Raw genomic sequence first — 24,382 nt, forward strand, 5'->3', positions numbered from 1 at the left:
TTCTCTACTCCACCACACCCGTCCGGATAATGACGAAATCCGTGTTGACCTTCACTTTGATGTCTTTGAACATATCATGCCACTCATCATCGGTCAGATTGGAATGAATGGCCTTCGTTCGATACTCTTCACCAAATCCAAACACATCGGATGATTTAGACTGTGAGTAAGCAATGAGATCCTCAATTTCTTTTGTGATTTTTTTTCTCAGCTTCTTTTCAATCAACTCTAGATTTTCATTGTTCTTTAAGTCAATGTCCCGGTTGATTTCCTGCAAGCGGGCATTGATATGAATATTCAGGTTGAATGCCAAAGAGTTTTGATCCTTTAGTTCGATCTTGCTTTTACTTTTGATCGTATCCAACGCAATCGCAATGTCAGTTGAAGCAGGAAGGGAAGGCATGAGTGCTTCTTTCTCCCCATTTTTGAAGGTAATTTCGAAGTTCCCCGCTTTAAATCGATCGCTCACCAGTTTTACATAAAAGCTGTCGCTTGGGGATATCCTTCCCACCATCTTATCTCCCTTAAGTATCGCCATGCCCGTGATATTAATCATGTCATCCTCTAATTTTAGTAAAGGCAATAAAGGGTCCACCCCAATCGAATAATAATCATGGAGCGTTTCATGAAGGGTGGGTGAAGGAATGACTTCTCCTTTTATATTTTGCTCTATTTCCTTGTACACATATTGCCCGGCATCAGAGAACTGGGAATATTTATGCTTCAGGAGATCACCTGCGCTCCCCTCCACTATAGCCAAAAAGGTTAAATCACTGATGGAATGATCTCGGGAAAGCGTATCGGCGAGGTTGATCAATCCGTCTTTCGCCAAGTCCTCTCCATATAGGGCCACACGAAGCTGACCTGATGCCAACTTCTTGGGCGATTTCAAATTACTTTCGATCCTCGCTCCTTTGCTTGTGAGGGAACGGCTTGAAATGACATTTGTACTGTCCATGGACTGTGGGTCTGTTTCGAGTATCAATGTCGTCGTATCAATCTTTTCGTCTTCTCCTTTATCATATCCCACCGTCGTGATCATCCCGATTTTCTCAAGCGTACTGGTTTCCGCACAAGAGGAGAGGATGAGAAGGGAGAAGAAGAATGGTGTCACGAGGAAGAATCGCTTCATGATTTCACCTCCTCTTTCCGAAAGATTTTTCTCTTTATCCATACCAATAGGAACAATAAGAGTGGATAACAATAAACAACTATAAAGGCGATTTGGGCAAAATAATTATTCAATTGGTTTATTTGCTGTCTAGTCACAAATATTTGGATGGAACCAAACAAGATAAGAGCTAATCCCCATGTCATTCCCTTTGTCTTTTTCTTTCCAAATATCCGGGCCAATCCTCTGGAAGCTGACCATAAGTACAGCATCAGGTTCGGCAGGATGATGAGCAACCAGAAGGTAATGGCGACATACTCAAATCGTTCGATAAATGGCAGTCGGACGATTTTAAACAGGGAGAGTGACCCCCAAATGGTCCGTTCCAATTGGCCACCGCTAAAGTAGCTGAGTGAAATGATCATCACCGCTACATATAAAAGGGTCGTGTATAGCAGTCCAATCTGCATATACTTTTGAACGTTCCTTTTCTCTTTAATAAAAGGATAAAACGAATAAATGAGTTCAAATCCGATGACGGTGAACGTCATTGAATAAGCACCTTTAAGGATCTCGGTTGCTTTCGCCTCCAGGATGGGAAGGAGGTTTGACCAATGACTGAATTGAACCGGATATCCCAGTAAGCTCAAGAGCCAAAACGACAGGAACACACTGAAGAACGATACGCCGGCAATGATTCGAAATCCTCCGAGTACTCCATAAAGCACCAGCATTAGAATTGTCAGACTGATGAACCAGGTAGGAACTTCTGGAAACACCCATGCCTGCAGCACTTCGATGTAATTTCGTAAAACCACCAGAAAGGCACCCATAGAATATATGACGTAAAGTGCGTTCATGCATGTGCCTAACCATTTTCCGTACACATCTTCCTGGATACCGTATATATCCGAACTTTCATAGTAGTTAAGGGTTTTAACCATTACAAAGCCGACAACACAGGTCACAACACCGGAAAGAATCACCGATATCCAGGCATCATGCCCTGCATCCACATAGATGATCCGTTGAAACCCCTGCACCCCCACACCCAATTGAACCGAATGGATGATGAACATCACCATGAAAGCATTGAGGAGTGATTGTGGCTGTGGATGAACTTGTATCTTCATAGCACCCTCCCTTCTCCTTAGCGGGACTTAATCGTCTACCTTGTATTTATCCGAGTCCATTGGTCTCGCTTGATAAGGACGTTTTGATGTGTATTTAAGCGGCAGCCTGATAATGCTATCCGCCCAATCTTTTATGCGAATAGGATAAAAGGGTGCCAGAAACGGGCTACCAAGGCTTGTTTGCCTTAAGAGATGAATCAGTAAAAAACAGAAGGCAAACATCGTTCCATAAAACCCCCAAAACCCCGCTAAGATGATGATGGGGAAACGAAGAATACGAATGACATTCCCCATCATGAAGCTAGGTGTGGTGAAGGAGGCCAAAGCCCCGAGAGCGACGATGATGATCAAGATGTTACTGGTGAATCCCGCCTGCACCGCTGCCGTCCCGATTACGATACCTCCTACGATACCCATTGTCTGTCCCACTTTCGTCGGCAGCCGAGCCCCTGCCTCCCTCAGCAATTCAATAATGAATTCCAATAACAGTGCCTCAATGATGGGAGGAAAGGGGACCCTTGAACGGGATTCACTTAAGGGAATCAAAAGAGGCTGTGGAATGATTTCATAATGGAATGTCAGAGAGGCAACATAGATGGCTGTAAAGAATACAGAAAGTAACATCGCTATGAACCGAAGCATTCTTAAGAAGGAGGCCACCTGCCACTTTACATTCTGATCCTCCATACTCTGAAAGAACTCAACAAATGATTGGGGAGACCCAATCACAAGGGAACTTCCATCCACAAGAATGACGATCTTCCCATTCAAGAGCCATGAACAGGCCCGGTCCGGGCGCTCCGTTAAGATCAATTGAGGAAATATGCTCAAACCATTATCCTCAATCAATTGCATTAAAAGGGAACTATCCAACACCCCGTCTATCTTGATATTGGAGATTCGTTGGGTGACGGTCTGTACCATTTGTTCCGACGCAACACCTTCTATGTATAACAGTGATACAGCCGTACGTGTTTGCTTTCCCATTGTAATGGACTTATTGCATAGGTTCGGATTCACCAAATATCTCCGGATTAGAGAAATATTCGTAGATAAACTCTCATTGAATCCCAGCTGTGGCCCGATAACAATCGATTCATTTTCAGGCTTCGATAGGGAGCGGCTGTCCCCGGAACGGATATTGACAACCAACACGCTTGAATAGCCCTCAAGATGAATCAATACAGCACCGCTGAGAAGAGCACTAACACACGGATTCACCGTGACATACTGCTCTATATTCCCTACATTGATCTTCTCTTCCAAGAGGTCTGGTGTACACTCGTCGCCGCCCAGCTGACTGATGATGTCACGGTTCAGCATCGATTTATCAATTAACATATCGAAATAGACGAAGCTCACACCTTGCCTTGGACTCATCATGATAAGGTCGGCACTTTCATGAAAGATGTCCTTGATATCTCTCGTAAACGATTCACCAGAGCTTGAGACAGGAATGTCTACCTTTGATTCTGTATCCCCGCTGTTTTCCTCGGGACTTCTTTGTTTCTTGCTGAAAAACATACGTAGCCCCTCCCATGAAGTAGTATTACCATCATGGTCTGATCAGGATTAAAATATACCATTAGGTAGCCTGCAAACCCATTTGATCAATATAAAAGAACCCGGCATGATTATGCCGGGTTTAGCCATTAATTATATTTGTAAATATTTGTAAGGATAATTTCACTTTCCACACACATACTAACAAAAAATGGAATGGAGTGTGAAACCCATGAAGCCCAATAGTCCCCTCGTACTTTGGATGCTGATTGTCAGTACGGTATTATCCTCTTTATTCAGTGCCGTGATGATCAATAAATTGAACAGGATCAACGAGCGACTAAAATAAACCGGCAGGGAATTCGTTGGAGCACGACTCTGATTGATTGTCAGAGTTGCTTCACCTCCCCTCTGGGAAGAAAATTCTAAATGTCGTCCCACCTTTAACCTCACTCTCTACCTTTATTTCCCCCTTCATTCGTTTCACTATTTGATAACAAACCGACAACCCAAGTCCCGTCCCTTTTTCCTTAGTGGAATAATAAGGTCTGCCGATTAACCTGAGCTGCTCCGGAGACATGCCGGATCCATTATCTTGAATCATGACCATCATCCGTCCATCGCGATGACGGGTTGCTGACGCCGTGATTTCCCCATTTTCTTTTATAGCCTCAATGGCATTTTTGAGAAGATTAAGTAAGACCTGCTTTACCTCAATCTTCATCCCTTTGATCATCAAATCATTTTCAATATGCTTATGGATTGAAATGCTGTTCATCACAGCATACGTAGACATGACATCGACGGATTCATTCATCGTATCGGTCAGGCTGAACACCTCGTATTCCTCCGTCTGAGGCTTCGCCAGGGAAAGATACTCATTAATGACGCCCTGGGCATGATCGAGTTCCTGTATGGAAATATCGATGAAGCTCTTTTGTTGCTCTGTCAGTGTCTCTTTTTGCAATAGCTGCATAAACCCTCTTACCGTCGTCATTGGATTTCGGATTTCATGTGCAACAGAGGCTGCAAGCTCACTGACGACGTTGAACTTCTCAGCTTTGATAAGCTCTTTTTTGACCCTGACTTGCTCAAGCCGATTTTCAATCAGGTAGATAGACAAGATCAGCGTCACCCATACAATAGCCGTGGAGCTGACTACAAGGGGAAGCTGCTCCCATTCATTTTTCTGAACCAAATAAAGAGATCGTGTAACTGGCACGAATAAATAAAAAAGCGAAATCAGAATCAGCTTGCTTTTCCAGGTCATACGACGATACCTATACGACAAAGGAATAAGCAGTAAACCATAAATAGCATAATTGACAAGTAAGAAAACCAAGACATGATCCGTAAGGAAGCCGATAATAAGCATGGCGATAAACGTTCCAATCCCCACTCTCTTTCCGCCATAGAGAAAGGCAAGGATGAACGGAATCACTTTGAAATCGTATACATAACCGCTTGAAAACACCAACGGAAAGGCCATCGTAAATAGTAACACAACACTATTCATCATAATAAACGTAAAGGTGAACCCTCTTGTCCCCCTGTCCGATTCATCCATGAACATGTGAGAAACAAGAATAGCAAACAGGATAAATACAACATGTAAAACTAAATGATGGACATTCTCTACCATATGGGATCTCCTTTATGAAAAAAGCAACTTTACCTCTAACCTTCGACACTTTCCTGGGAAATACCTCCCATTTCTTGTGATAATTCGACAATAAGAAGCAAAAGAAGCAAGGGGACGGTTCTGGTGCTTCCTTTGTATAAGAATACATTCGCCTCAGATTTACAGATTTGATGGGAAATGTTGAAAAATGATACTGGACAGTTCTTGAAAGCTCTAAAGCAGCTATACACTTTCAACCGTGATCCACTACTAGAAAGCGATAGGATTACAAATTATGCAGAATGCGGTCTAATTAGAAGTTTTAGAGAAATGTAAGAATTCAATCCTACCGTTTTGCCGAACATTCTTCAATTGTGATCATAAAAAAAGTGCCGGATCTCTATGTTGAGATCCGGCACTGATAGACCCTGGAGCAGGAGAATCGTACAAACCATCCCTATGCTCCCTCCTAATTCAATGAAAGCTGTCTCCCCTTCTCACCGAGCAGCATACCTGCTGTCACGATTGCGCACAGTCCTAATGCCACCAGAATCATAAAGACGGTGTGCAGACTTGCCTCTAAGACATGGCCGCTTAACTGATCGCTCAGCCACAGGCCGGAAACCGCAATCCCGATGGACTGTCCGAGGTTCCTCATAAGGTTGAACGTCCCCATGGCAGCTCCGCGCACCTTCCATTCAACAGAGGACTGAACCGCCACTGTGAAGGCAGTGAGGGACAATCCAAATCCAAATCCGATGAAGGCCGTGACAACCATCATCATAGGAACGGGCGTATGTTCAGTCAATAAGACTAATCCCAGACATCCTGCCGTAATGACGGAAATCCCCATAACGGTAATTCTTCCGATGGAGGTTTTGGCCATTAATCTTCCCGACAGCACCGCAGCAAACGGCCAGGTAATCGACATCGGAAGCATCGTCACACCGGACATGGTTGCATTTAAACCGGTGACACCCTGAACCCATAATGGGATATAGAACGTAACGGCTACCAGAATGAAGCCAAGCATAAACCCGGCAATCGTCGAAATCGTAATAAAACGATTTTTAAACAGCGTCAGTGGTAGCATTGGTTCCTCCGCCTTGGATTCAATCCAAAGAAATAAACTGATTCCAATGGCAGCTATAATCAGTAACGTGAGTATTCCTCCTGTCACCTGCTTCTGTTCCTTCAATAACGTTAACGCATACAGAAAAGCGGTTATGCTGACGGCAAACGTGAAGATCCCGCTATAATCTATTCTGTGTTTCTTCTTTTCTATATTTTCCTTTAACGACGTCCATAACAGGAAGAGGGATACAATTCCAAACGGCAGATTCATATAGAAGATCCAGTGCCATGAAATCGTATCGACAATAAAACCGCCTGCGAGGGGACCCGTTATTCCGGCGATCCCCCACACGCTGCTCATCCATCCCTGCATTTTGGCCCGCATTTCAAATGTAAACACATCACCGATGATGGTAAACGGAAGGGTAGTGAGCGCCCCTGCTCCAATCCCTTGGATCAAGCGGAACAGAACCAGCTGCTCCATGGATTGCGATAATCCCGAAAGCATGGAACCAGCTAGAAAAATACTCACACCGATGGTAAACATAATCTTCCTTCCGAATAAATCAGCCAGCTTCCCAAAGACAGGCGTACTGATCACAATGGCGAGCAGATAAACAGAGATGACCCAGGTATACAGCTCACTTCCTCCGAGATCCTCAACAATCTTCGGCATCGCTGTACTGACGATCGTTCCTTCAATAGCCGTGAGAAACGTGGCAATTAATAAAGCAAAGACAACAGACTTTTGTTTGGTTTCTTGATTCATTTTGTCCTATCCCTTTCTTCTGCTAAACTTCGGTTTCTTTCTATATTAAATCGGTAAAAAATCTCATTCTTATCTTATCATTTAAATGAGTAAGAGGCAGATGATAGAATTCGAGGGAAGTGCAGAGAAGATATTCTTTTTTAGAAGCAAGAGAACCGTCCCCATGCTTCCGTTGCATAGAATGAAACCACAGGGACAGGTACCTCAGAGTCCGAGATACCTGTCCCTATAATTTTTTCCTGCTACACCATTCCTCCAGCGACATCATTGAAAACTCTTCTTCATCATCTAACCTCAGAGGAGCAATAAACTCCAGGGAATTTCCATCTGGATCCTGAAAATAAAGACAAGCATGGGCCTGTGGATGATTTGGCAGCGCAAGAGGTTGACGATCAGGCGAGAAAGCAAACGCTTCCCTCACCTCTATCCCTCTTTCCTTTAACCACTCCTTCGTAGCGATGATATCTTCCGCTTCAACCCGAAAGGCAATATGCCTAATGGACGGATGTTACGGGATGTTCACTTGATCAGCTTCCCACAAACCAAGCCAGCTCTTCCCTTTTTCAATCCAGACAAATGAAACCTTCTCGCATTCATGGGCGACTTCCAACCCGAGCTTTTGATAAAAATGGAGAGTATTCTGCATGTTCCTTACGGGTAAATGGGCTTCATATAGTCCTTTGATCATGTCATCGACCTCCTTGGATCTATCGTACATTGATCACTTGGGAGATGCCTCAGAGATTGGGTTGAAGTTTTCTAAGACTTTTGATGGAAGGAGAAGAGAGGTTTCCGCTCTTCCCTTTCACAGTAAAAAAAACCAAATCCTATTGGTTGTGGGCTCTCATATATACTCGATTACGCCATTTAGAAATTAAATAAGTGATCAAAAACAAAAATAATCCAACCTTATTAAACAGGACATAAACGCTTATCACTTCTTCAAAGGAATCAATGGAATACATCCCGCTCAAAAGCAGCGTAGGGAAAACCGTCACCAGCATGACCAGATAATGAACGATGATCTGTTTCAGGAATCGCCACTGTTGAATCTCATAGATGACACTTGTGAATCCCAGGAAAAAAGCGATAACACCTAAGCTAAAGTAATCGTTCGCGGGAGCAGTTGACTCTTGAAAGGTAAGCAAGATCGAAATGATGGTCAGGATCATAAATGGGATACTTCCTCTGATGAGCCCTCTTTTTAATAGATTCATTGTACCGTCCTTTCTTTTCCTCTTCTATTTTTTCAATGTTGCCGCCCAGAATAAATGATAAATAGGTGTCACAAAACAGATCCCCAATAATACGATGGCGATGGAAAATGGCCAACTTGATTCCATTCCAACTGCCTCATGTAATAATGCTTCATTAGAGAAAACAAAGGTAAGAGAACCAAGGTATTGAATAAGTACCAATACTCTCTCAGCTTGTTCATATTGGATATTTTCGTTTTCCTCTGTTAAATGAATGTAGTTCAACTTCTCCGGGTTTCTGACTAAAAACCCAATAAGGAACCAGATTAAGAGGCTCACAATCGGCATCAGGAACAGAATGTATTTTGAGCCCCAGTAATCGGGTTCTCCATGACTAAAATGGATTGCGATGGTAGCTGGAATCTCGGGCCAAAGAGAAAATAAATGAAAAGCATGATAGATGAGAATGGTCGTTGAGATAATGGGAAGTGTCCACTGAAGAGTCTCTTTTTTCGTTTGTACCGCCCCCTCTGGACTTTATTTCACTAAAAGGATAAAAATTGAAATATTTGTCTATATCCATATACGATTCACTCGGTATTTCGTTTCATTATTTTTAAAACTTGCTCTCATAACACCTTTCAATCCACCACTCCTGTCTCGAACTAGGAATATAGCCAGGGATTCATGCCGAAATAGAACATAATCATGTGGATTTCGGAAAAATCATGCCACTCTCAGAATAATCGTGCGAGATCCAGAGGAATAATGCGAGTATCCCCATAATCATGCCGCCGTGTCGAATTCTCTTTAGTTCCAAGAACAAAAAAAGGTGCCTGATCCTCGATATCGCTACCGAAAGCCAGGCACCAAACTATTCAATTCATTCTTTGCTTCTTGGAAGCAGGAGAACCGTCCCCGTGCTTCCTTATCCAGCCACTTCACCAAACTGACTATTATACAGATCCGCATAAAAACCGTTCTCCCGAAGAAGTTCTGCATGCGTTCCCTGTTCAATGACAGATCCTTGATCCATGACGAGGATCAGGTCGGCATCCTTAATCGTCGAAAGCCTGTGCGCGATGACGAAACTTGTTCTGCCTTCCATCAACCGGTTCATGGCTTGCTGGATTAGTAGCTCGGTACGGGTATCGACGCTTGACGTAGCCTCATCCAGAATCATGATTGGCGGATCAGCCAGTATCGCCCGCGCGATGGTGATCAGCTGCTTCTGACCTTGTGAGATATTTGATGCTTCCTCATTCAGGACCGTATCATAGCCTTCCGGAAGCGTACGGATGAAATGATCGGCATGAGCCATCTCGGACGCCCGCATAATCTCCTCTTCCGTTGCCCCCGTCTTACCATAAGCAATATTCTCCTTGATCGTCCCCTTAAAGAGCCACGTATCCTGCAGCACCATCCCGAAGCTTTTTCTCAGTTCACTTCGAGGGACGGACCTCGTATCAATGCCATCGATCTTGATTTTTCCATCATTCAGTTCGTAGAATCGCATCAATAGATTAATGAGAGTCGTTTTACCCGCTCCGGTCGGTCCGACGATGGCAACCGTCTGGCCAGGCTTCACATGGATGTTCATATCGTTGATCAACAGATTTTCGCCATACCCGAAGTCGACCTGTTCAAACACAACCTCGCCTTTCGGACGGGAAAGGTGTGCGACGGTTTCTTCTTTCACTTCTTCTTCCTCATCGAGCAGTTCAAATACCCGTTCAGCCGCTGCCACCGTTGATTGGATGATGTTCGCGATGTTCGCCGTCTGGGTGATCGGCTGGGTGAACTGGCGCGTGTACGTGATGAACGCCTGGATATCCCCGATGGAAATCGCCCGATTCGTGACGAGGATCCCCCCGACGACACTGATGAGCACATAGCTGATGTTTCCGATGAACATCATGATCGGCATGATGATACCGGAAATGAACTGTGCTTTGCTTCCTGCTTCATATAATTCATCATTCACCGAATCGAACTCGGCACCAGCTTTCTTTTCATGGCCGAACGCTTTCACCACTTGATGACCTGTGAACATTTCTTCAATATGCCCATTCAGTTGACCAAGCGTTCGCTGTTGATCGGCGAAGTGTTTTTGTGACCGTTTCAAAATCGGACGGATCGCGAACACGGAAACCGGTAAGCTTACCACAGAAATGAGCGTCAACAATGGACTGATGGAGAGCATCATGATGATGATCCCGACAATCGTCACAATCGACGTGATGAACTGGGTCAGACTTTGCTGAAGCGTACTTGAGATCGTATCGATATCATTCGTCATCCGGCTCAAGGTCTCTCCGTTCGGACGGCCGTCATAATACTTCAGGGGTAGCTTTTCAATCTTCTGATTCACATCTTCCCTTAAGTCATACGCCGTCAGCTGGGCAACGCTTGACATGATATATTGTTGGATAAAATTGAAGATGCTGCTGAACACATAAAGTCCTGCAAGCAACAGCAGGATTTCACCGATTCTGCCAAAGTCGATCCCGGCACCGGGCACTCCTTTAAACTTTGCATAGGCGCCTTCGAATAACTCTGTGATGGCGTTCCCCATGATCTTCGGACCGATGATGGCAAAGACGGTGCTCAGGATAGCAGCAAATAAAACGGCAATCAATTGTCCGCGGCGAGGCTTTAGATAACCGATGAGACGCCTAAGCGTTGCCTTGAAATTCTTCGGCTTCTGCCCCATCATCATCATGTTTCCACCGCCAGGACCGAATCCGCCGTGACCTCCGCCTCTTTGAGGTTTTCGTTCCTTACTCATGCAGATTCCTCCTCTGAAAGCTGTGATGAGACGATTTCCTGATACACTTCATTGGTGGCAAGCAGCTCCTGGTGGGTACCGATCCCCGCTACTCTTCCTTTTTCCAGAACAATGATCCGATCGGCATCAACCACCGTGCTGACCCGTTGGGCGACGATGAGCACCGTTGCGTCCCCGGTTTCTTTTTTCAACGTGGCACGGAGCCTGGAATCGGTTTTGTAATCCAGGGCCGAGAAGCTGTCGTCAAAGAGATAGATATCCGGCTTCCGGACCAGTGCCCGTGCAATCGAAAGCCTTTGTTTCTGACCTCCGGAGAGATTGGATCCGCCCTGCTCGATTTCGGCACCGTAGCCTCCATCCATGCGGCTGACGAATTCTTCCGCCTGGGCGATCCGAACAGCTTCTTCTATCTCCTCATCACTCGCATCTTCTTTTCCGAAACGGATGTTTTCGGCAATCGTCCCGGTAAAGAGAGTCGCTTTCTGTGGTACGAGTCCGAGCTTCGATCTAACCTCCTCCTGGGAAGCATCTCTGATATCCACGCCGTTCACCCGGATGGTTCCACTCGCCACTTCATAAAAGCGCGGAATCAGGTTGATGAGCGTCGTTTTCCCAGAACCGGTACCGCCTATGATGGCTGTCGTTTCACCCGGATTCGCAGTAAAGCTGATATCTGAGAGAGCTGGTTCCTCGGCACCAGGATAATGGAACGTTACCGAATCGAATTCCAACGTTCCCTGTTTCACATCTGCTTGTTTTGTTCCTTTATCTTCAAAAGAAGGCTTCATTTCAAGTACTTTATTGATCCGTTTCGCCGATACATCGGCACGTGGCACCATGACGAACATCATGGACGCCATCACGAGGGCAAACATGATTTGCATGACGTATTGAATAAAGGCCATCAAATCCCCGATCTGCATCCCGCCGTTATCGATGCGGACCCCCCCGAACCAGATGACGGCGACGACGGTCATGTTCATGACAAGCATCATGACCGGCATCATGAAGGCCATGATTTTATTGACCTTGATCGACACATCCGTCAGTTCCTTGTTCGTGTGCTTCAGGCGCTCCTTTTCTTCCGGTTCACGGTTAAAGGCGCGGATGACGCGAATACCCGTCAAGTTTTCACGAAGCACGAGGTTCAATTGATCGAGCTTTTTCTGAACGGTCTGGAACAACGGAATCCCTTTATATAAAATCAGCAGGATCGATCCGACTAACACCGGCATCGTCAGGATAATGACCAGTGATAGCTTCGCATCCATCAACACCGCCATGATGATCCCGCCGACGAGCATGATTGGCGCACTGATGATCATCCTGAGCATCATGATCACGACCTGCTGCACCTGTGTGATATCGTTCGTTGTTCTCGTAATCAGGGAAGCCGTCCCGACTTCATCAAATTCCTGAAGCGAGAATTTTTCAATATGATAAAAGAGCTTTCGACGGACGTCACGTCCCAACCCGATGGCCGCTTTAGACGAGTAGTAACTCGCCACAATGGAAGCCACTGCACCGAGAGCGGACACGACGAGCATGAATCCGCCAATCTTCCATATATAAGGGATGTCCCCGACAACGACACCCTTGTCGATGATGTCAGACATAAGCGTCGGTAAATAAAGGGTCGACATGGATTGAATGAAGATCAGCGCGAAAATCCCCGCAACCATCCATTTATACGCAGATAAGTGTTTCAAGAGCTTGATCATGTGGCATCCTCCTCTTTCGCTTTCTCATCAAAGAAGTCGGCAATCTGCTCATGTGCACGCAACAAACCGGCAAACTCTTCTTCCGAAAGCGTCCCGACAGCCCCTGCCGTCAGCTGATGGATGCTTCCTTCCTGTTTGTGAATGCCTTTTAACATCGTCTCCCCCTCATGGCTCAGGGAAAGAAGCATTTCCCGGCGATTATCCTCCACCTGCTGCCGCTCCAGATACCCTGCCTGAACGAGGCCTTCGACGGCTTGACTCAACGTGCTTTTCGGGAGAAACGTCTTCTCTCCCACTTCCTTTTGAGTCATCTCTTTCACTGGGGCAATCGTCACTAAAATCGTATATTGTGGGACGGATAAGTCATTGTCTGCTGCCGTCTTCTGGACAAACCGCATCATGGTCTTATTCACCCGTGAAAAGGAACGCAATAATTGCTGCGCTGGAGTGATCCTTCCATTTTCCATCTATATGCCCTCACTTCTAATTATTAATATAGTTAACTGTTCATAATGGAACTATCTTAGTTTATTCCTTTCTGGTGAGTTAGTCAAAGGAATGATTTCGACATAAAAAAAAAGGTGAAGGTCCGTCCCTCATGTTTCAATAGGGTGGAGTCATATACTTTTCTTTAGAGGGGGGAGAAACGAATGAATGCTGGTAACGAGCTTGAAAGGAAGGGCTTGAATGGAAAAGCGGTGGCGTCATTCATATTGGGTATCGTATCCATTGTGATTGTGATCATTCCTTTGATAGGTGCGGTTCTGGGGTTGGTGGGTGTCATATTGGGGTTGATTGCCCGACATGAAGTGAAGGGTACAAACCAGGAGGGAAGGAATATCGCCATTGCAGGAGTTGTATTCAGTTTCATCGGCATCCTATTTTCCATCTGTTGGGTGATGATGGCGTATATGACGTTTTCTTGACGGGATTCAGAGGGAAGGTTCTCTTGCATCCCAGGACGTCCATATAAAAGAGCCTGTCCTTCCTTTGATAACACACAAAGAGGGACAGGATCCATTTTTTTATTGAGCTTAAAACGAATTCACCCCTGCCCCGCGGAAGCCGAACCGTCGACTTGCTTTACTTTCGCCACGCCCATGGCAAAGTGGCGGAACAGGATGTTTTCAACCAACTCGCCTTCATCCTCTTTGCATTCGACAATCATGATCAGTTCGGAGTGAAAGCCTTTGAGTACCCTTCTTCTCTTCTTCAACACGAATTCTGTAAAGAGGCGGATGGCGAACCCTACAAGAAATCCGACTGCTGCCCCGACCAGCCCCCAGTAAATGGGACCCCATGTCAGCTCAAACCCGATGCTAGCTCCGATGACAGCAAAGGCCGTCGACAATGCGGCTCCAATGTCAATTAATGACGTTCCATCTGATCGCTGCACCGTGTCGAATACTTTCCGTTCTTCCATCATGTTATCAAGGGGCACAACAAAGATGTTTTCCTGCGGGATGCCTTTTTTCTCCAGCGTGGCAACCACCAACTCGATATGTATCGTGTGCTCGAATGTTGAAAAGAGCTGCATCGTTCACTTCACCTTCTGTCCTTTTAATACGTTAAACGATGGGGATTGGTAATTCTCCAAAAAATACTTACGCTGATCTTTTTCATACAATTTATTGTTTTCAACCGTGTTAACGTATGAATCATAAATGGAAAAACCGTACAACGATGGGAAAAACAACAGCCATTCAGGGTGGATCACTGCTGTAGCTCCACTGATATCCCCCAAGAACAATAAGGATATCGCCTCCAGGCCGTGAGAATAGTAAAAAAACACAACCGCCCACACAATGACAAAGAAAGCCGTCACAATCCTATGAATATACAGCTGTCCCAAACCCGGAATAAACAGTGACCAAATCACTGCCATCACCGGATTCCGTTTATCCAGATAATTAATCTCTAAAGCCCCGATACTAAAGGTGTTAAACCGGTGTTCTTCACGATCGGCAAGGATAAACACATTATTCAGATCAACAGTCGTCCGGTAGCTATCCCAGATGCCAAAAATATACACCGGGATATAAATCAATAGCCATTGCGTATCCAGTATATCCTTTGCCTTATCGATTTCTCCTTGGAATGAATAGATCATGGCCAGATTCACATTTGATTGAATGTTGACGATAACCTCCCACACGACCAAAACAAATCCCCTGAGATATTTTGATAGCAGAAGATGACCGAAACCTGGAAAAGCCGCACTCCACCAGGCAACGATATAAGGACTTCTGAGATGAATCTGAGTGGTACCCAGAAGACTTACATGGGCCCGGTACCATCGGGCAGTATTATCGTTCGAGTAATTTTGCATAGATCACCTGCAGAATAAGACGTCCCTAACCTTTATTACCATAGGGAGCTTCTTTTATACGGAAGCATGGGGGAAGCATGGGGACGGTTCTGTTGCTTCTGCTCTAAAAAAGGACCCTCTTTACATAAGAGGGTCCTTCCGATTCTCAACTCAATTTCACTGGAGAATGTAACTTTCCGGCATCCCGGTAGGACCGATACGAAACAAATCGCTTTCCATCTTTCGATCCATCCAGATGGAGTATACGACCGGCCCTCGTTTCCAGATAGAAATCATACTGATTTAGATTCAATCTAAAAAAGGAAAATGAGTTCCCCAGGAGATCCTTTTTCGTTGCTTGGGACTCCGGGTGCAGCTGGATAAAAAACGCCAACTCCTGAACAGACGATGAGGGGATATCTGCCATCGAATAGTACGTCCCCTTCACATTATCCTTCAACTTACTCATAGCGGCCCAGGCTTTGTCTTTTAACTTCCTTCCATCTAATTCCATACGTCCACTCCTATTTGAATTCCTATTAAGAAGAATTCCCCATCTATCTGAGAATCATCCATTAAGCAAAATCACTTCATAAGAACCTTGAATGAATAAAATAAGATCTCCGAATGAACCGATACAAAAGAAAACAAAATAATAGCTCGCATTCGTGATGTCCAGTTTAAAGAGTTCTTTGAAGGCTTGGATGAATAAATGCTGGAACTTAAACCAAGTGAGGATCCATGCGATGAGTAGAAAGGTGATGATGGCCATTTTGCACTCGCTCCTTTAGATGCAGTTTTTCCAACTGAACCTTTCATTCTATCATACCAATGGATCATCCATTGAACCACAAGAAGAATACACCGAATAAGCAAAGGTGCGCTTCACTTTATTAGGAAAAGGATGTAACACCCTTCCAAAGCAAAATTCCAAATCCAGCGACGACAAAGATGATATTCCCAACCATCGACTTCGTATTCCCATTTCTTTTATCCTCAAACAGATCGAACAAACCCTTATACATCCAAAACAGGATCATCATTAACCAGCCAACATTGTCATTGAAAGGATCTTCATCAAATAAATACCTTAAAGATATAAGGAGAATGATCACAAGAGGGACGATCCGCAAGAGATTCCTTTTCGTTTCTTTCGTTTCACTCTTCATACGATCCTCCTATCCGGAACCATGGGGACAGATCCCTCGGCTCTATTACTGAAATGGGGCCAGGGGACCTGTCCCCGCGGCTTCATTTTCATCAATTAAATCTGATTCCTACCTCCGATTCTCATAATCAGAACGTACACCATGTACCCCAATATGCTACCCAACACATTAAAAATGACATCATCAATGTCTGTGACCCGTCCCCATCCACCACTGAAGGATTCGAGTAGCTGTAAGCATTCAATCGTGACTGACATAACAAGTCCAATTTGGATAACCACCTTTAGGGATTTTGCTTTTTCCCATAATAAAGGAACCAAAAACCCTAACGGCATAAACATTAAAATATTCCCTCCCACGTTTCGAACAATGAGTTTAATCATGAAGAATACGTCTCCACTATAAGCGGTTCCAATTTGACTAATATCATGGACTACTGATAGCAGGGGAACTATATTAATCGAAAATAATAGGTGATGGGATTGTGTTGGAAATCCGATTGGGAAAGGAAATAACGTCACCGATACGACAAATCCGATATATACAATAAAAAGCAAGTGGATCATTTCCTTTAGCCATTGGATTGGAACATGGTTCTTATATTTCCTCCCAACTACAATGCCCCGTATCGTCATATACAGGATAACCGCCGGGATTATGATGACATTTCCATTCACTAGAATCATTCTTTTGACCTCGTTATATATATATTCTTTTGTATGTTAGGAACCGTCCCTATCGCCTTCTTGTAGAAAATAACCAAAACCAATCATAACTACTCCCACAAAACTCGTGACTAATTCAACCGGGTAAACTTCACCATCACGGAGAAAACGAATGAGAAAGCTTGTCCCAAACCCGGTAAGTATCAACAGACCTAAAAAAATGAATCCCTTCTTCAAGTTCATTCTCACCTCTACCCACTAATCTTCTCAATCAACGCCACAACCGCTTCATCATCCCCAGCATCAACCGAAACATTCTCCGTCCCATCCACAATCTTCTTCGTATACTCCTCCATCGATTCCTCGATCTGCTCACTACTCGGCCAGTGCGACGGAACATCGTACACATTGATCGTCCCGTCCCCATTGCCGCTGTAGATGACGGTGCCATCAGCCATGGCTTTGCCGCTTAGCACGATGACGTCTTCCGGATACGCGACGCTTTCCTCATCATAAGGATTCAGCTTCTCCCCTGCTGAAATATGCTCCACGTTCAGCTCTCCTACGTCCTGATTCCCGGTCACCTGCAGCCAGACGCGTGCATATTCAATTTTATCTGAGGGGTAGGAAGAAAGAGGGTCTTCCTCTGTGTCCGATTGTTCTTCGGACGTCGCTTCTTGTAAATCTACCGAATCCACTTCTTCATCCGTTTCTCCAGATGCATCTTCCCCGCTATCACTACTTTCACTTACCTCTTCGGGCTGGGCCTGTTCCACCACTTCCTGTTTTCCACCGCTGCACGCCATCAGCAGAAAACCGATGGCGAGTATCATGATATATAACAATCGTTTCTTCATTCCCCATCCCCCAATACTTTCCTAATAAATGATTCCTTCCCTTTCGAATACGCTTCCCGATCGTCAGAGAACTGGTCCGCCAGACGAATCTTCAGCTCGGCATATTCTTCTTTTAATGAAGGGTTTCCGTTCAACCGGTCCCTGAATAATCGCTGCTCGTCCCAACGGGGTTCCCCTTCAAGCATAAGGTGCAGATGGGCGACACGCCTATCGTCCTCAACCTTGATGAAGAATCTCCGCCACGGCCGGTCATCCAGCTCAACCGGAACGAAATGCCATCCATCCTCTTCAAGTTTCAGGGCCATTTCGTCCATGGCATCAAAGGATGGAATCTTCGCCATGACGTCAATGATCGGTTTTGCTGGAAGGTCGTGGATCGACGTGCTACCTACATGCTCTACTTCATGTACACCGAATGAACGTAAAGAGTCTAAGAGTCTCGTTACTTCCACACATCCCGCTTCATGCCATCCTGGATCTGGTGCCACAATCTCAATCGATTCCACCGCCCACTTCGGCCAATCTCTACTTTCCATCACCTGTCACCACCTTCTCCAATTGGATCTCGTCCCTGATCGGAATCCCATCATTCCCGATCAATGGAATCTCCGGCTTGATCTTTCTCGCATTCTCCACGGCATTCCGGTGAATCGCCGTCATCACGAATCCCCTCTTTTGGTAAAATTTCAGTGCCGCCAGATTGTCGTTGGTGGTGATCAGCGTGATTCGTCTGCAGCCCGACCTTGCAGCCATTTTCTCTACTTCTTTGATGAGGGCCGTGCCGATTCCCTTTTTTTCTTCTAAACTATCAAGAGAAATGATCTCGCATCCCTCGTCTTTACGTACATATGTAATCAAACCTGTGATCACGGTATCTTCATTTAAAACGGCAAAACCGTCTAGAGTAGTACAGTTATAGATTCCGCTTGAAATGACCATCTCAGGACTTCCCCAATGCTCTTGGAAAAATGCAATCAAATTCTCTTTCCGTATTTCTTTCAGTGACACGACGTTCATCCGTGTTCTCCCCTTTTTCTGGTACTCTACTGGAAGATACCACAGATCAAATTGTAAAAAAAGGAAAAATAAAGAAATTCATATGATAAACTAGAAAAAAGTCTATAACACCTATAAAAGGAGAAACCAGCATGCAACTGACCATTAGAAGAAGAACCGAAGAGGATATCAATGAATTTCTTACCTGGACGTATGACGGAATCTATTCGTTTTACGATAATAATAGTCAAATAGAAAAGATCGAAGGACTAAAACAGAGCGTTCATCTGGAAAGAGCCTTTTCCGTCGTGGACGAAAACGGGAGTCTGATCGGAAACTGTGAGTTTTATGATGTGGAAGAAGACGGGAAAGATATCCTGGTCCTCGGGGTCCAAATGAAGCCTTCCCTGACAGGCAAAGGACATGGATCGGCCTTTGAGAAAGCCATCATCGAGCAGGGTCGGGAACGGCTGAAATTCACTCATCTGGAACTCGCCGTCGCGGATTTCAATGAGCGGGCAATCCGGACGTATGAGAAAGAGGGATTCCGGGTGAGGGACGAATTTATGAATGAAATCAGGGGGCAGGAGTATCGTTTTGTGATTATGGCGAAGGATTGGAACTAGTGGAAAAGGAAAGGAAGACCTCTACGCATGAAAAACGTACTATTCATTCTATCCATCCTTTTGTGTCTACTGATCGGCTGCTCCTCTAGAAGGGAATTATGCACGGTTAATTTTTTGTCGTCACAATGATGAAGACGAGAACGCCAATAGGAAGTAACGAGGATATAGATGCCAACACAAAGAGAAAATGAATCACCTCTTTGTATTTCCCCTGATTACGGGGATTGAATACTCCATATACGCAAAGAGCAAACATGAAGATCGTCATCATTAAAGTCATCCATAACGAAGGACTCGTGTTCATATCCTCCACCCTCTTCCACCTCATTTACCTTCCCATTCCCTTTGTTGAACGGAATAAACTCATTCCCCATATTTTTCAACCCAACTTAGAGGGACGGACCTCCTGCATCCCGTTTTTAATAGTTTGATTTCCTGATTTGGAGGTCCGTCCCTCTCATTTATCATTCACACTCCCCACTCTCGTGACATAAGTTGATGATGAGTGTTCACGTTTTTGGTGCATTTACCTAGTTTTGTATTGCTTTTGTGTTGAGAGCCATTGGGTATTTTGCGTGGGAGGTAATGGAGAGAATGAATAATTTTCATAATGAACTTCAAAGTCTGAATATAGGTGATTTCCAGGCGACACAGCCGGTTTCCTGGGATCAGAATATGTATGACCCGAATGATGAGCGGCTATTCCTTGGATTTGGGGGCTGTTTCGGATTTGGGTTTGCTTGCTTCTTCAGCTGTTTCGGATGCGGTGGCTGTGGTGGATGCTTCCGTTGCGGAGGGTGCGGCAGATGTGGTGGCTGTGGCCGATGTGGCGGATGCGGCAGATGCGGACGCTGCGGTCGTTAGTCAGTGGTTAATACTTCAAAGAGATCCCTGCATGAGTCCATGCAGGGGTCTTTCTTTATACATAAGGGACAAATTGGCTGTCATACGATGATAATGATAGTCACATTTGTGGAGGTAAGGAGGAGCACTATGACGAAATTGGACCCTTCTATGATGTTAAAAGTGAAAAGGGACACGTTTTACCTCCCTGAACCAAACAGCGGTGTTTACTTCAGGAATAACCAATGCTCTTTCCGGATGCAGGGAAGCGGGATTGATCAGTGGGTGGAGAAGCTGCTGCCGATGTTCAACGGAGAATATTCTCTTGAGTATTTAACCAACGGACTGCCCGAGCCTTATCAAAATAGAGTCATGGAAATCGCGGAGGTGTTGCTCGAGAACGGATTTGTTCGGGACGTAAGCCGGGATCAGCCTCATGAGCTGCCTCCCCATATTGTGCAGAAGTTTGCTTCACAAATCGAGTTTGTCGACAGTCTGGCGGGCTCAGGTGCTTCACGATTCGAAGCGTACCGCGGGGCCAATGCCCTTGCAGTCGGATCCGGCCCATTCCTGACTTCTCTTGTTTCCTCCCTGTTGGAATCGGGGATCCCGAAGGTACAGGTGCTGATAACCGATGAATGTCCGACGAATAGACGCCGGCTGACAGAGCTTGTGAAACATGCCCGTAAATCAGATCCAGACGTCGACCTCCTCGAAATCCCCTTCAGCCAAGGGGGATGGCGAGAGACACTGAAACCATTCGATTCAATTTTGTATGTCAGTCAAAAGAAAGACCAGGAAGAACTCGACCTCATCCATGCCCTGTGCAGAACAGATAAGAAGCTGCTTATTCCGGCACTTTGCCACCGGGAGAAAGGAATCGCTGGACCCATCATCCATGCTGACTCTGAGGCCGGATGGGAATCTGCATGGAGACGGCTCCATTCCTCTGCGTTGCGGAACGAGCACCATACGCAGGTTGAATCGGCGGTTCCTGGAGCTATGCTTGCGAACATGATTGTCTTTGAGTTGTTCAAGGAGCTAACAGGCGTTTCAACATCCACACAGAGAAATCGAATCTATCTGCTCGATACCGAAACCCTTGAAGGCAGCTGGCATACCTTCCTCCCCCATCCCCTTGAAACGGGATTGATGGAAGCCGAAGCGATTCACAGTCCGGAAGCGCGTCTGGAACAAACATCTGAAAGAACCGATCCAGAAAAAGTGCTGTATCTCTTTACACGCCTCTCGTCAAAAGAAACGGGGATTCTTCATGTTTGGGAAGAAGGAGACACGAAGCAGCTTCCCCTCGCCCAATGCCGCGTCCAGGCGGTGGACGTCATGTCCCCTGGACCAGCAGAGCTCCTCGATGACGTGATCTGCAGCGGCTTCACTCATGAAGAGGCGCGACGGGAAGCCGGGTTAAGGGGCATTGAAATGTATGCATCGGGTCTCGGCAGATTACTCGTTCCCCATGAGAACGGGGAATTCATGGCCACTGCTGCCGGAGCGACGTTTTCAGAATGTGTCGGACGCGGTGTTCAGACGTGCCTGACGGATCGATTGAGAAAGAGGGAATCTGCTCGGAGCAATAAGGTGTGCCGTCTTGAGCTTGATCATGTCGAGGATGAGAAATGCCAATTTTATCTGAAGGCCTTGACCACACTTGGTGGAAAGCCCCCGGAAATCGGATTGGGGGAAGAGGTTTCTGGTTTCCCTGTCCTTTATGTTCGTGGAAAAAATGGCTGGTATGGCCATACGGGGTTAAACGTTACCCTCGCCCTGAGGAACGCTCTTCAGCATGCACTCTTTCAGCTTCAAAATGATGCCCGCGACACACAGCTTGTTGCCGTTACTCTGGCAGAAGGAAATGCGGAGAGAATCAGCATACCGCCGAGCGACGAGTCTGTGAGAGAAGCAATCAACACCCTGAAACGGAATGACTTAAGACTCGTCATGTATGAACTGAATATCGAACCCATTTTAAAACAGGAGCTTACAGGGGTGTTCGGTGTAATGCTGCGAGAGGAGGGAACGACATGAGCTCTTTCGTCGTAATCGTCGGGGACGGGATGCTGGCGGACTCGGTTTGCTCCGAATTATCGGTCCGCTACCCCGTTTTCCGGCAAAAAAATGTGGAAGCAACATTCCCGGCCAATACGGAGTTGGCCCTCGTCCTGGATGACGCGTGGAATCCGGCTGTTCACCAACGGACCGAAGAAGTGATGAGGCAGCTTTCAATCCCATGGCTGAGAGGCTTCGTGGCGTTTGGAGAAGGAATCATCGGACCACTGGTTCTGCCGGACAAACCAGGCTGCTCCCAATGTGCCGATCTAAGGCGTCTCCTTGGCGGCAAGGAACGGCATGAGATGCGGCAGGTTCAGGAAAAGCTCGCGGAAGAAGGCGGTATGACGAGAGATCCATGGGCATCCGGGATCGGTTTCCTTCACTTGACTCATATCGTGTCAGCAGAAGCCTCCCGGATCCTCCAAGGGAAAAAGGCATCCGCCGAGGGACGGGTATGCTTCACCGATTTAAAAACATTGAACACCTCGTGGCACTCATTCGTTCCCGATTCCCTCTGTCCGGTGTGCAGTGGGATCCCGGACGATGCACCGGAACACGCACGAATCACCCTTCAGCCCAGTCGGAAGATCCGGTCAGACAGTTTCCGGTGCACTCCCCTCGATGAGTTGAAGCAGGTCCTTGTCAGCGACTACCTGGATAACCGGACCGGCCTTTTTAACAACAAAATGTATGACCTTGTCACCCCCTTTGCCGATGCGAGCGTGAACATGCCGATGCTCTCGGGTGATGAAGGGACGGCTGGCCGGACACAGGTATACTCGGATAGTGAACTGACGGCCATCCTTGAAGGGTTGGAGCGGCACTGTGGGTTGCAGCCCCGCGGCAAACGGACCGTCGTCCGTGAGAGCTACCGGAACGTGGAGGAACATGCCCTGAATCCCCTCAAGGTCGGGGTTCACAGCGATGAACAGTACAGGATGGAAGGTTTTCCTTTTGAAAAGTTTGATCCTGACCGTGCCATCGACTGGGTGTGGGGCTATTCCCTCATCGATGAGCGACCGATTCTCGTCCCTGAGCTTCTTTCCTATTACAGCCTAGGCTGCAGCTCATCCGGTTTTGTGTACGAAACGTCCAATGGCTGTGCCCTCGGCGGCAGCCGGGAGGAAGCGATCTTCTACGGCATCATGGAGGTCGTCGAACGGGATTCCTTCCTCATGACCTGGTATGCCGAACTCAGTCTGCCGCGTCTAGACCCCGTTACGGCGGAGGATGAAGAGCTTCAGCTCATGATCGAGCGGATGAGGGCGGTTGCCGGGTACGATCTGTATTTGTATAACTCCACGATGGAGCACGGCATTCCAAGCATTTTTGCCATGGCGAAAAACAGGAAAGACACGGGATTGAATCTGATCCTCGCGGCCGGTGCCCACCTGGATCCCGTCAGAGCGGCGAAAAGTGCGATCCAGGAGCTCGCCGGGATGATGCTGAATCTTGATGAAAAATTGGAGAAAAACAAAGCTGATTATGAAAAAATGCTGGATGATGATTCCCTTGTCAGGCAGATGGATGACCACGGCATGCTGTACGGTCTGCCTCAGGCTGAGAAGCGATTCGGTTTTTTACAGAATGAGGAGCGTCCCTTGCAGAGTTTCCAAGATGCCTTCAAAGAGCCGTCTGCCCATATCGACCTAACGGAGGATCTGGAGGAGATTCTCGATACATTCCGGAATCGTGACCTTGATGTGATCGTCGTCGACCAGACCGCACCGGAACTTACCAAGAACGGACTGCACTGTGTGAAAGTCTTAATTCCCGGCATGCTCCCCATGACGTTCGGGCACCATCTCACCCGCCTGACCGGTCTGGATCGGGTCCTGAACGTACCGGCGGAACTTGGATATGCCGACCGGCCGCTGACGTTTGATGAGCTTAACCAGAAACCCCATCCGTTTCCTTAACGGAGGAAGAGGTGAA

General features: G+C 46.3%; 28 protein-coding genes and 1 pseudogene. 5 read left to right on the forward strand and 24 right to left on the reverse strand.

Annotated elements, in window-relative coordinates; translation table 11 throughout:
• Window positions 1-4: 4 nt before the first annotated feature.
• The 13 genes and pseudogenes from SLH55_RS03655 to SLH55_RS03710 all read right to left on the reverse strand — a co-directional run bounded on the left by SLH55_RS03655 (window position 5) and on the right by SLH55_RS03710 (window position 13,383).
• Window positions 5-1,132, reverse strand: coding sequence for a Ger(x)C family spore germination protein (locus SLH55_RS03655; RefSeq protein ID WP_320322676.1), 1,128 nt, complete (start codon window positions 1,130-1,132; stop codon window positions 5-7).
• Complete coding sequence (locus SLH55_RS03660) at window positions 1,129-2,244, reverse strand: GerAB/ArcD/ProY family transporter (protein WP_219167368.1); 1,116 nt, start codon at window positions 2,242-2,244, stop codon at window positions 1,129-1,131. Before SLH55_RS03660 ends, SLH55_RS03655 begins: the two co-directional genes overlap by 4 nt.
• A gap of 27 nt (window positions 2,245-2,271) precedes the next feature.
• Complete coding sequence (locus SLH55_RS03665) at window positions 2,272-3,768, reverse strand: spore germination protein (protein WP_219167369.1); 1,497 nt, start codon at window positions 3,766-3,768, stop codon at window positions 2,272-2,274.
• Window positions 3,769-4,147: 379 nt separating this feature from the next.
• Window positions 4,148-5,389 carry an ATP-binding protein gene (locus SLH55_RS03670; RefSeq protein ID WP_219167370.1) on the reverse strand — a complete coding sequence of 414 codons (1,242 nt, stop codon included), beginning with the start codon at window positions 5,387-5,389 and terminating at the stop codon, window positions 4,148-4,150.
• A 448-nt stretch (window positions 5,390-5,837) separates the two neighbouring features.
• Entirely contained in the window at window positions 5,838-7,211 is a 1,374-nt protein-coding gene (locus SLH55_RS03675) for an MDR family MFS transporter (protein WP_320322677.1), read from the reverse strand.
• Window positions 7,212-7,437: 226 nt separating this feature from the next.
• Window positions 7,438-7,632 (reverse strand): hypothetical protein, encoded by a 195-nt coding sequence (locus SLH55_RS03680; RefSeq protein WP_307513835.1) that lies wholly within the window; start codon window positions 7,630-7,632, stop codon window positions 7,438-7,440.
• An 87-nt stretch (window positions 7,633-7,719) separates the two neighbouring features.
• The gene (locus SLH55_RS03685) at window positions 7,720-7,899 is read right to left on the reverse strand and encodes a VOC family protein (RefSeq protein ID WP_307513836.1); all 180 of its coding nucleotides are present in this window, start codon (window positions 7,897-7,899) and stop codon (window positions 7,720-7,722) included.
• Window positions 7,900-8,038: 139 nt separating this feature from the next.
• Window positions 8,039-8,428: a DUF3021 family protein gene (locus SLH55_RS03690; protein ID WP_320322678.1), complete on the reverse strand. Its 390-nt coding sequence runs from the start codon at window positions 8,426-8,428 to the stop codon at window positions 8,039-8,041.
• Window positions 8,429-8,452: 24 nt separating this feature from the next.
• Window positions 8,453-8,692: a hypothetical protein gene (locus SLH55_RS03695; protein WP_257474976.1), complete on the reverse strand. Its 240-nt coding sequence runs from the start codon at window positions 8,690-8,692 to the stop codon at window positions 8,453-8,455.
• 60 nt (window positions 8,693-8,752) lie between these two features.
• Window positions 8,753-8,890, reverse strand: a pseudogene (locus SLH55_RS23220) (DUF1648 domain-containing protein); the annotation flags it as partial.
• A gap of 445 nt (window positions 8,891-9,335) precedes the next feature.
• Window positions 9,336-11,195 (reverse strand): ABC transporter ATP-binding protein, encoded by a 1,860-nt coding sequence (locus tag SLH55_RS03700; RefSeq protein ID WP_219167373.1) that lies wholly within the window; start codon window positions 11,193-11,195, stop codon window positions 9,336-9,338.
• Window positions 11,192-12,916 carry an ABC transporter ATP-binding protein gene (locus SLH55_RS03705; protein WP_320322679.1) on the reverse strand — a complete coding sequence of 575 codons (1,725 nt, stop codon included), beginning with the start codon at window positions 12,914-12,916 and terminating at the stop codon, window positions 11,192-11,194. Before SLH55_RS03705 ends, SLH55_RS03700 begins: the two co-directional genes overlap by 4 nt.
• The gene (locus SLH55_RS03710; RefSeq protein WP_320322680.1) at window positions 12,913-13,383 is read right to left on the reverse strand and encodes a MarR family winged helix-turn-helix transcriptional regulator; all 471 of its coding nucleotides are present in this window, start codon (window positions 13,381-13,383) and stop codon (window positions 12,913-12,915) included. Before SLH55_RS03710 ends, SLH55_RS03705 begins: the two co-directional genes overlap by 4 nt.
• A 183-nt stretch (window positions 13,384-13,566) precedes the next feature.
• Between SLH55_RS03710 and SLH55_RS03715 the strand changes: the two genes are divergently transcribed.
• Complete coding sequence (locus tag SLH55_RS03715) at window positions 13,567-13,842, forward strand: DUF4190 domain-containing protein (RefSeq protein WP_219167375.1); 276 nt, start codon at window positions 13,567-13,569, stop codon at window positions 13,840-13,842.
• 119 nt (window positions 13,843-13,961) lie between these two features.
• On the opposite strand, the gene SLH55_RS03720 is transcribed toward SLH55_RS03715, so the two are convergent.
• The 10 genes from SLH55_RS03720 to SLH55_RS03765 form a co-directional block, all read right to left on the reverse strand.
• Complete coding sequence (locus SLH55_RS03720; protein WP_320322681.1) at window positions 13,962-14,453, reverse strand: hypothetical protein; 492 nt, start codon at window positions 14,451-14,453, stop codon at window positions 13,962-13,964.
• A 3-nt stretch (window positions 14,454-14,456) separates the two neighbouring features.
• Window positions 14,457-15,245, reverse strand: a complete 789-nt coding sequence (locus SLH55_RS03725; protein WP_219167377.1) for a hypothetical protein — start codon at window positions 15,243-15,245, stop codon at window positions 14,457-14,459.
• A 145-nt stretch (window positions 15,246-15,390) separates the two neighbouring features.
• Window positions 15,391-15,738 (reverse strand): hypothetical protein, encoded by a 348-nt coding sequence (locus SLH55_RS03730; protein ID WP_320322682.1) that lies wholly within the window; start codon window positions 15,736-15,738, stop codon window positions 15,391-15,393.
• Between the two features lie 54 nt (window positions 15,739-15,792).
• Complete coding sequence (locus SLH55_RS03735) at window positions 15,793-15,996, reverse strand: hypothetical protein (RefSeq protein WP_219167379.1); 204 nt, start codon at window positions 15,994-15,996, stop codon at window positions 15,793-15,795.
• 121 nt (window positions 15,997-16,117) lie between these two features.
• Window positions 16,118-16,393, reverse strand: coding sequence for a hypothetical protein (locus SLH55_RS03740; RefSeq protein ID WP_320322683.1), 276 nt, complete (start codon window positions 16,391-16,393; stop codon window positions 16,118-16,120).
• Between the two features lie 95 nt (window positions 16,394-16,488).
• Complete coding sequence (locus SLH55_RS03745; protein WP_320322684.1) at window positions 16,489-17,079, reverse strand: VanZ family protein; 591 nt, start codon at window positions 17,077-17,079, stop codon at window positions 16,489-16,491.
• A gap of 36 nt (window positions 17,080-17,115) precedes the next feature.
• Entirely contained in the window at window positions 17,116-17,295 is a 180-nt protein-coding gene (locus SLH55_RS03750; protein WP_320322685.1) for a hypothetical protein, read from the reverse strand.
• Window positions 17,296-17,309: 14 nt separating this feature from the next.
• Window positions 17,310-17,915, reverse strand: coding sequence for a hypothetical protein (locus tag SLH55_RS03755; protein WP_320322686.1), 606 nt, complete (start codon window positions 17,913-17,915; stop codon window positions 17,310-17,312).
• Window positions 17,912-18,451 (reverse strand): GrpB family protein, encoded by a 540-nt coding sequence (locus SLH55_RS03760; protein ID WP_320322687.1) that lies wholly within the window; start codon window positions 18,449-18,451, stop codon window positions 17,912-17,914. The genes SLH55_RS03755 and SLH55_RS03760 overlap by 4 nt, the downstream gene beginning before the upstream one ends.
• Window positions 18,441-18,932 (reverse strand): GNAT family N-acetyltransferase, encoded by a 492-nt coding sequence (locus SLH55_RS03765; protein ID WP_320322688.1) that lies wholly within the window; start codon window positions 18,930-18,932, stop codon window positions 18,441-18,443. Before SLH55_RS03765 ends, SLH55_RS03760 begins: the two co-directional genes overlap by 11 nt.
• A 131-nt stretch (window positions 18,933-19,063) precedes the next feature.
• Between SLH55_RS03765 and SLH55_RS03770 the strand changes: the two genes are divergently transcribed.
• Window positions 19,064-19,537 (forward strand): GNAT family protein, encoded by a 474-nt coding sequence (locus tag SLH55_RS03770; protein WP_320322689.1) that lies wholly within the window; start codon window positions 19,064-19,066, stop codon window positions 19,535-19,537.
• A 106-nt stretch (window positions 19,538-19,643) separates the two neighbouring features.
• Here the strand turns inward: SLH55_RS03770 and SLH55_RS03775 are convergent, their stop codons facing one another.
• Entirely contained in the window at window positions 19,644-19,841 is a 198-nt protein-coding gene (locus tag SLH55_RS03775; protein WP_320322690.1) for a hypothetical protein, read from the reverse strand.
• 290 nt (window positions 19,842-20,131) lie between these two features.
• Here SLH55_RS03775 and SLH55_RS03780 point away from each other — a divergent pair, with 290 nt between their 5' ends.
• From SLH55_RS03780 to SLH55_RS03790, 3 genes are all read left to right on the forward strand, one after another.
• Complete coding sequence (locus SLH55_RS03780) at window positions 20,132-20,401, forward strand: heterocycloanthracin/sonorensin family bacteriocin (protein WP_320322691.1); 270 nt, start codon at window positions 20,132-20,134, stop codon at window positions 20,399-20,401.
• Between the two features lie 129 nt (window positions 20,402-20,530).
• Entirely contained in the window at window positions 20,531-22,423 is a 1,893-nt protein-coding gene (locus SLH55_RS03785; protein ID WP_320322692.1) for a putative thiazole-containing bacteriocin maturation protein, read from the forward strand.
• Window positions 22,420-24,366, forward strand: coding sequence for a TOMM precursor leader peptide-binding protein (locus SLH55_RS03790; RefSeq protein WP_320322693.1), 1,947 nt, complete (start codon window positions 22,420-22,422; stop codon window positions 24,364-24,366). The genes SLH55_RS03785 and SLH55_RS03790 overlap by 4 nt, the downstream gene beginning before the upstream one ends.
• Window positions 24,367-24,382 lie beyond the last annotated feature (16 nt).

This window comes from Rossellomorea sp. YZS02 (genome assembly GCF_033963925.1).
Taxonomy (GTDB): Bacteria; Bacillota; Bacilli; order Bacillales; family Bacillaceae_B; genus Rossellomorea.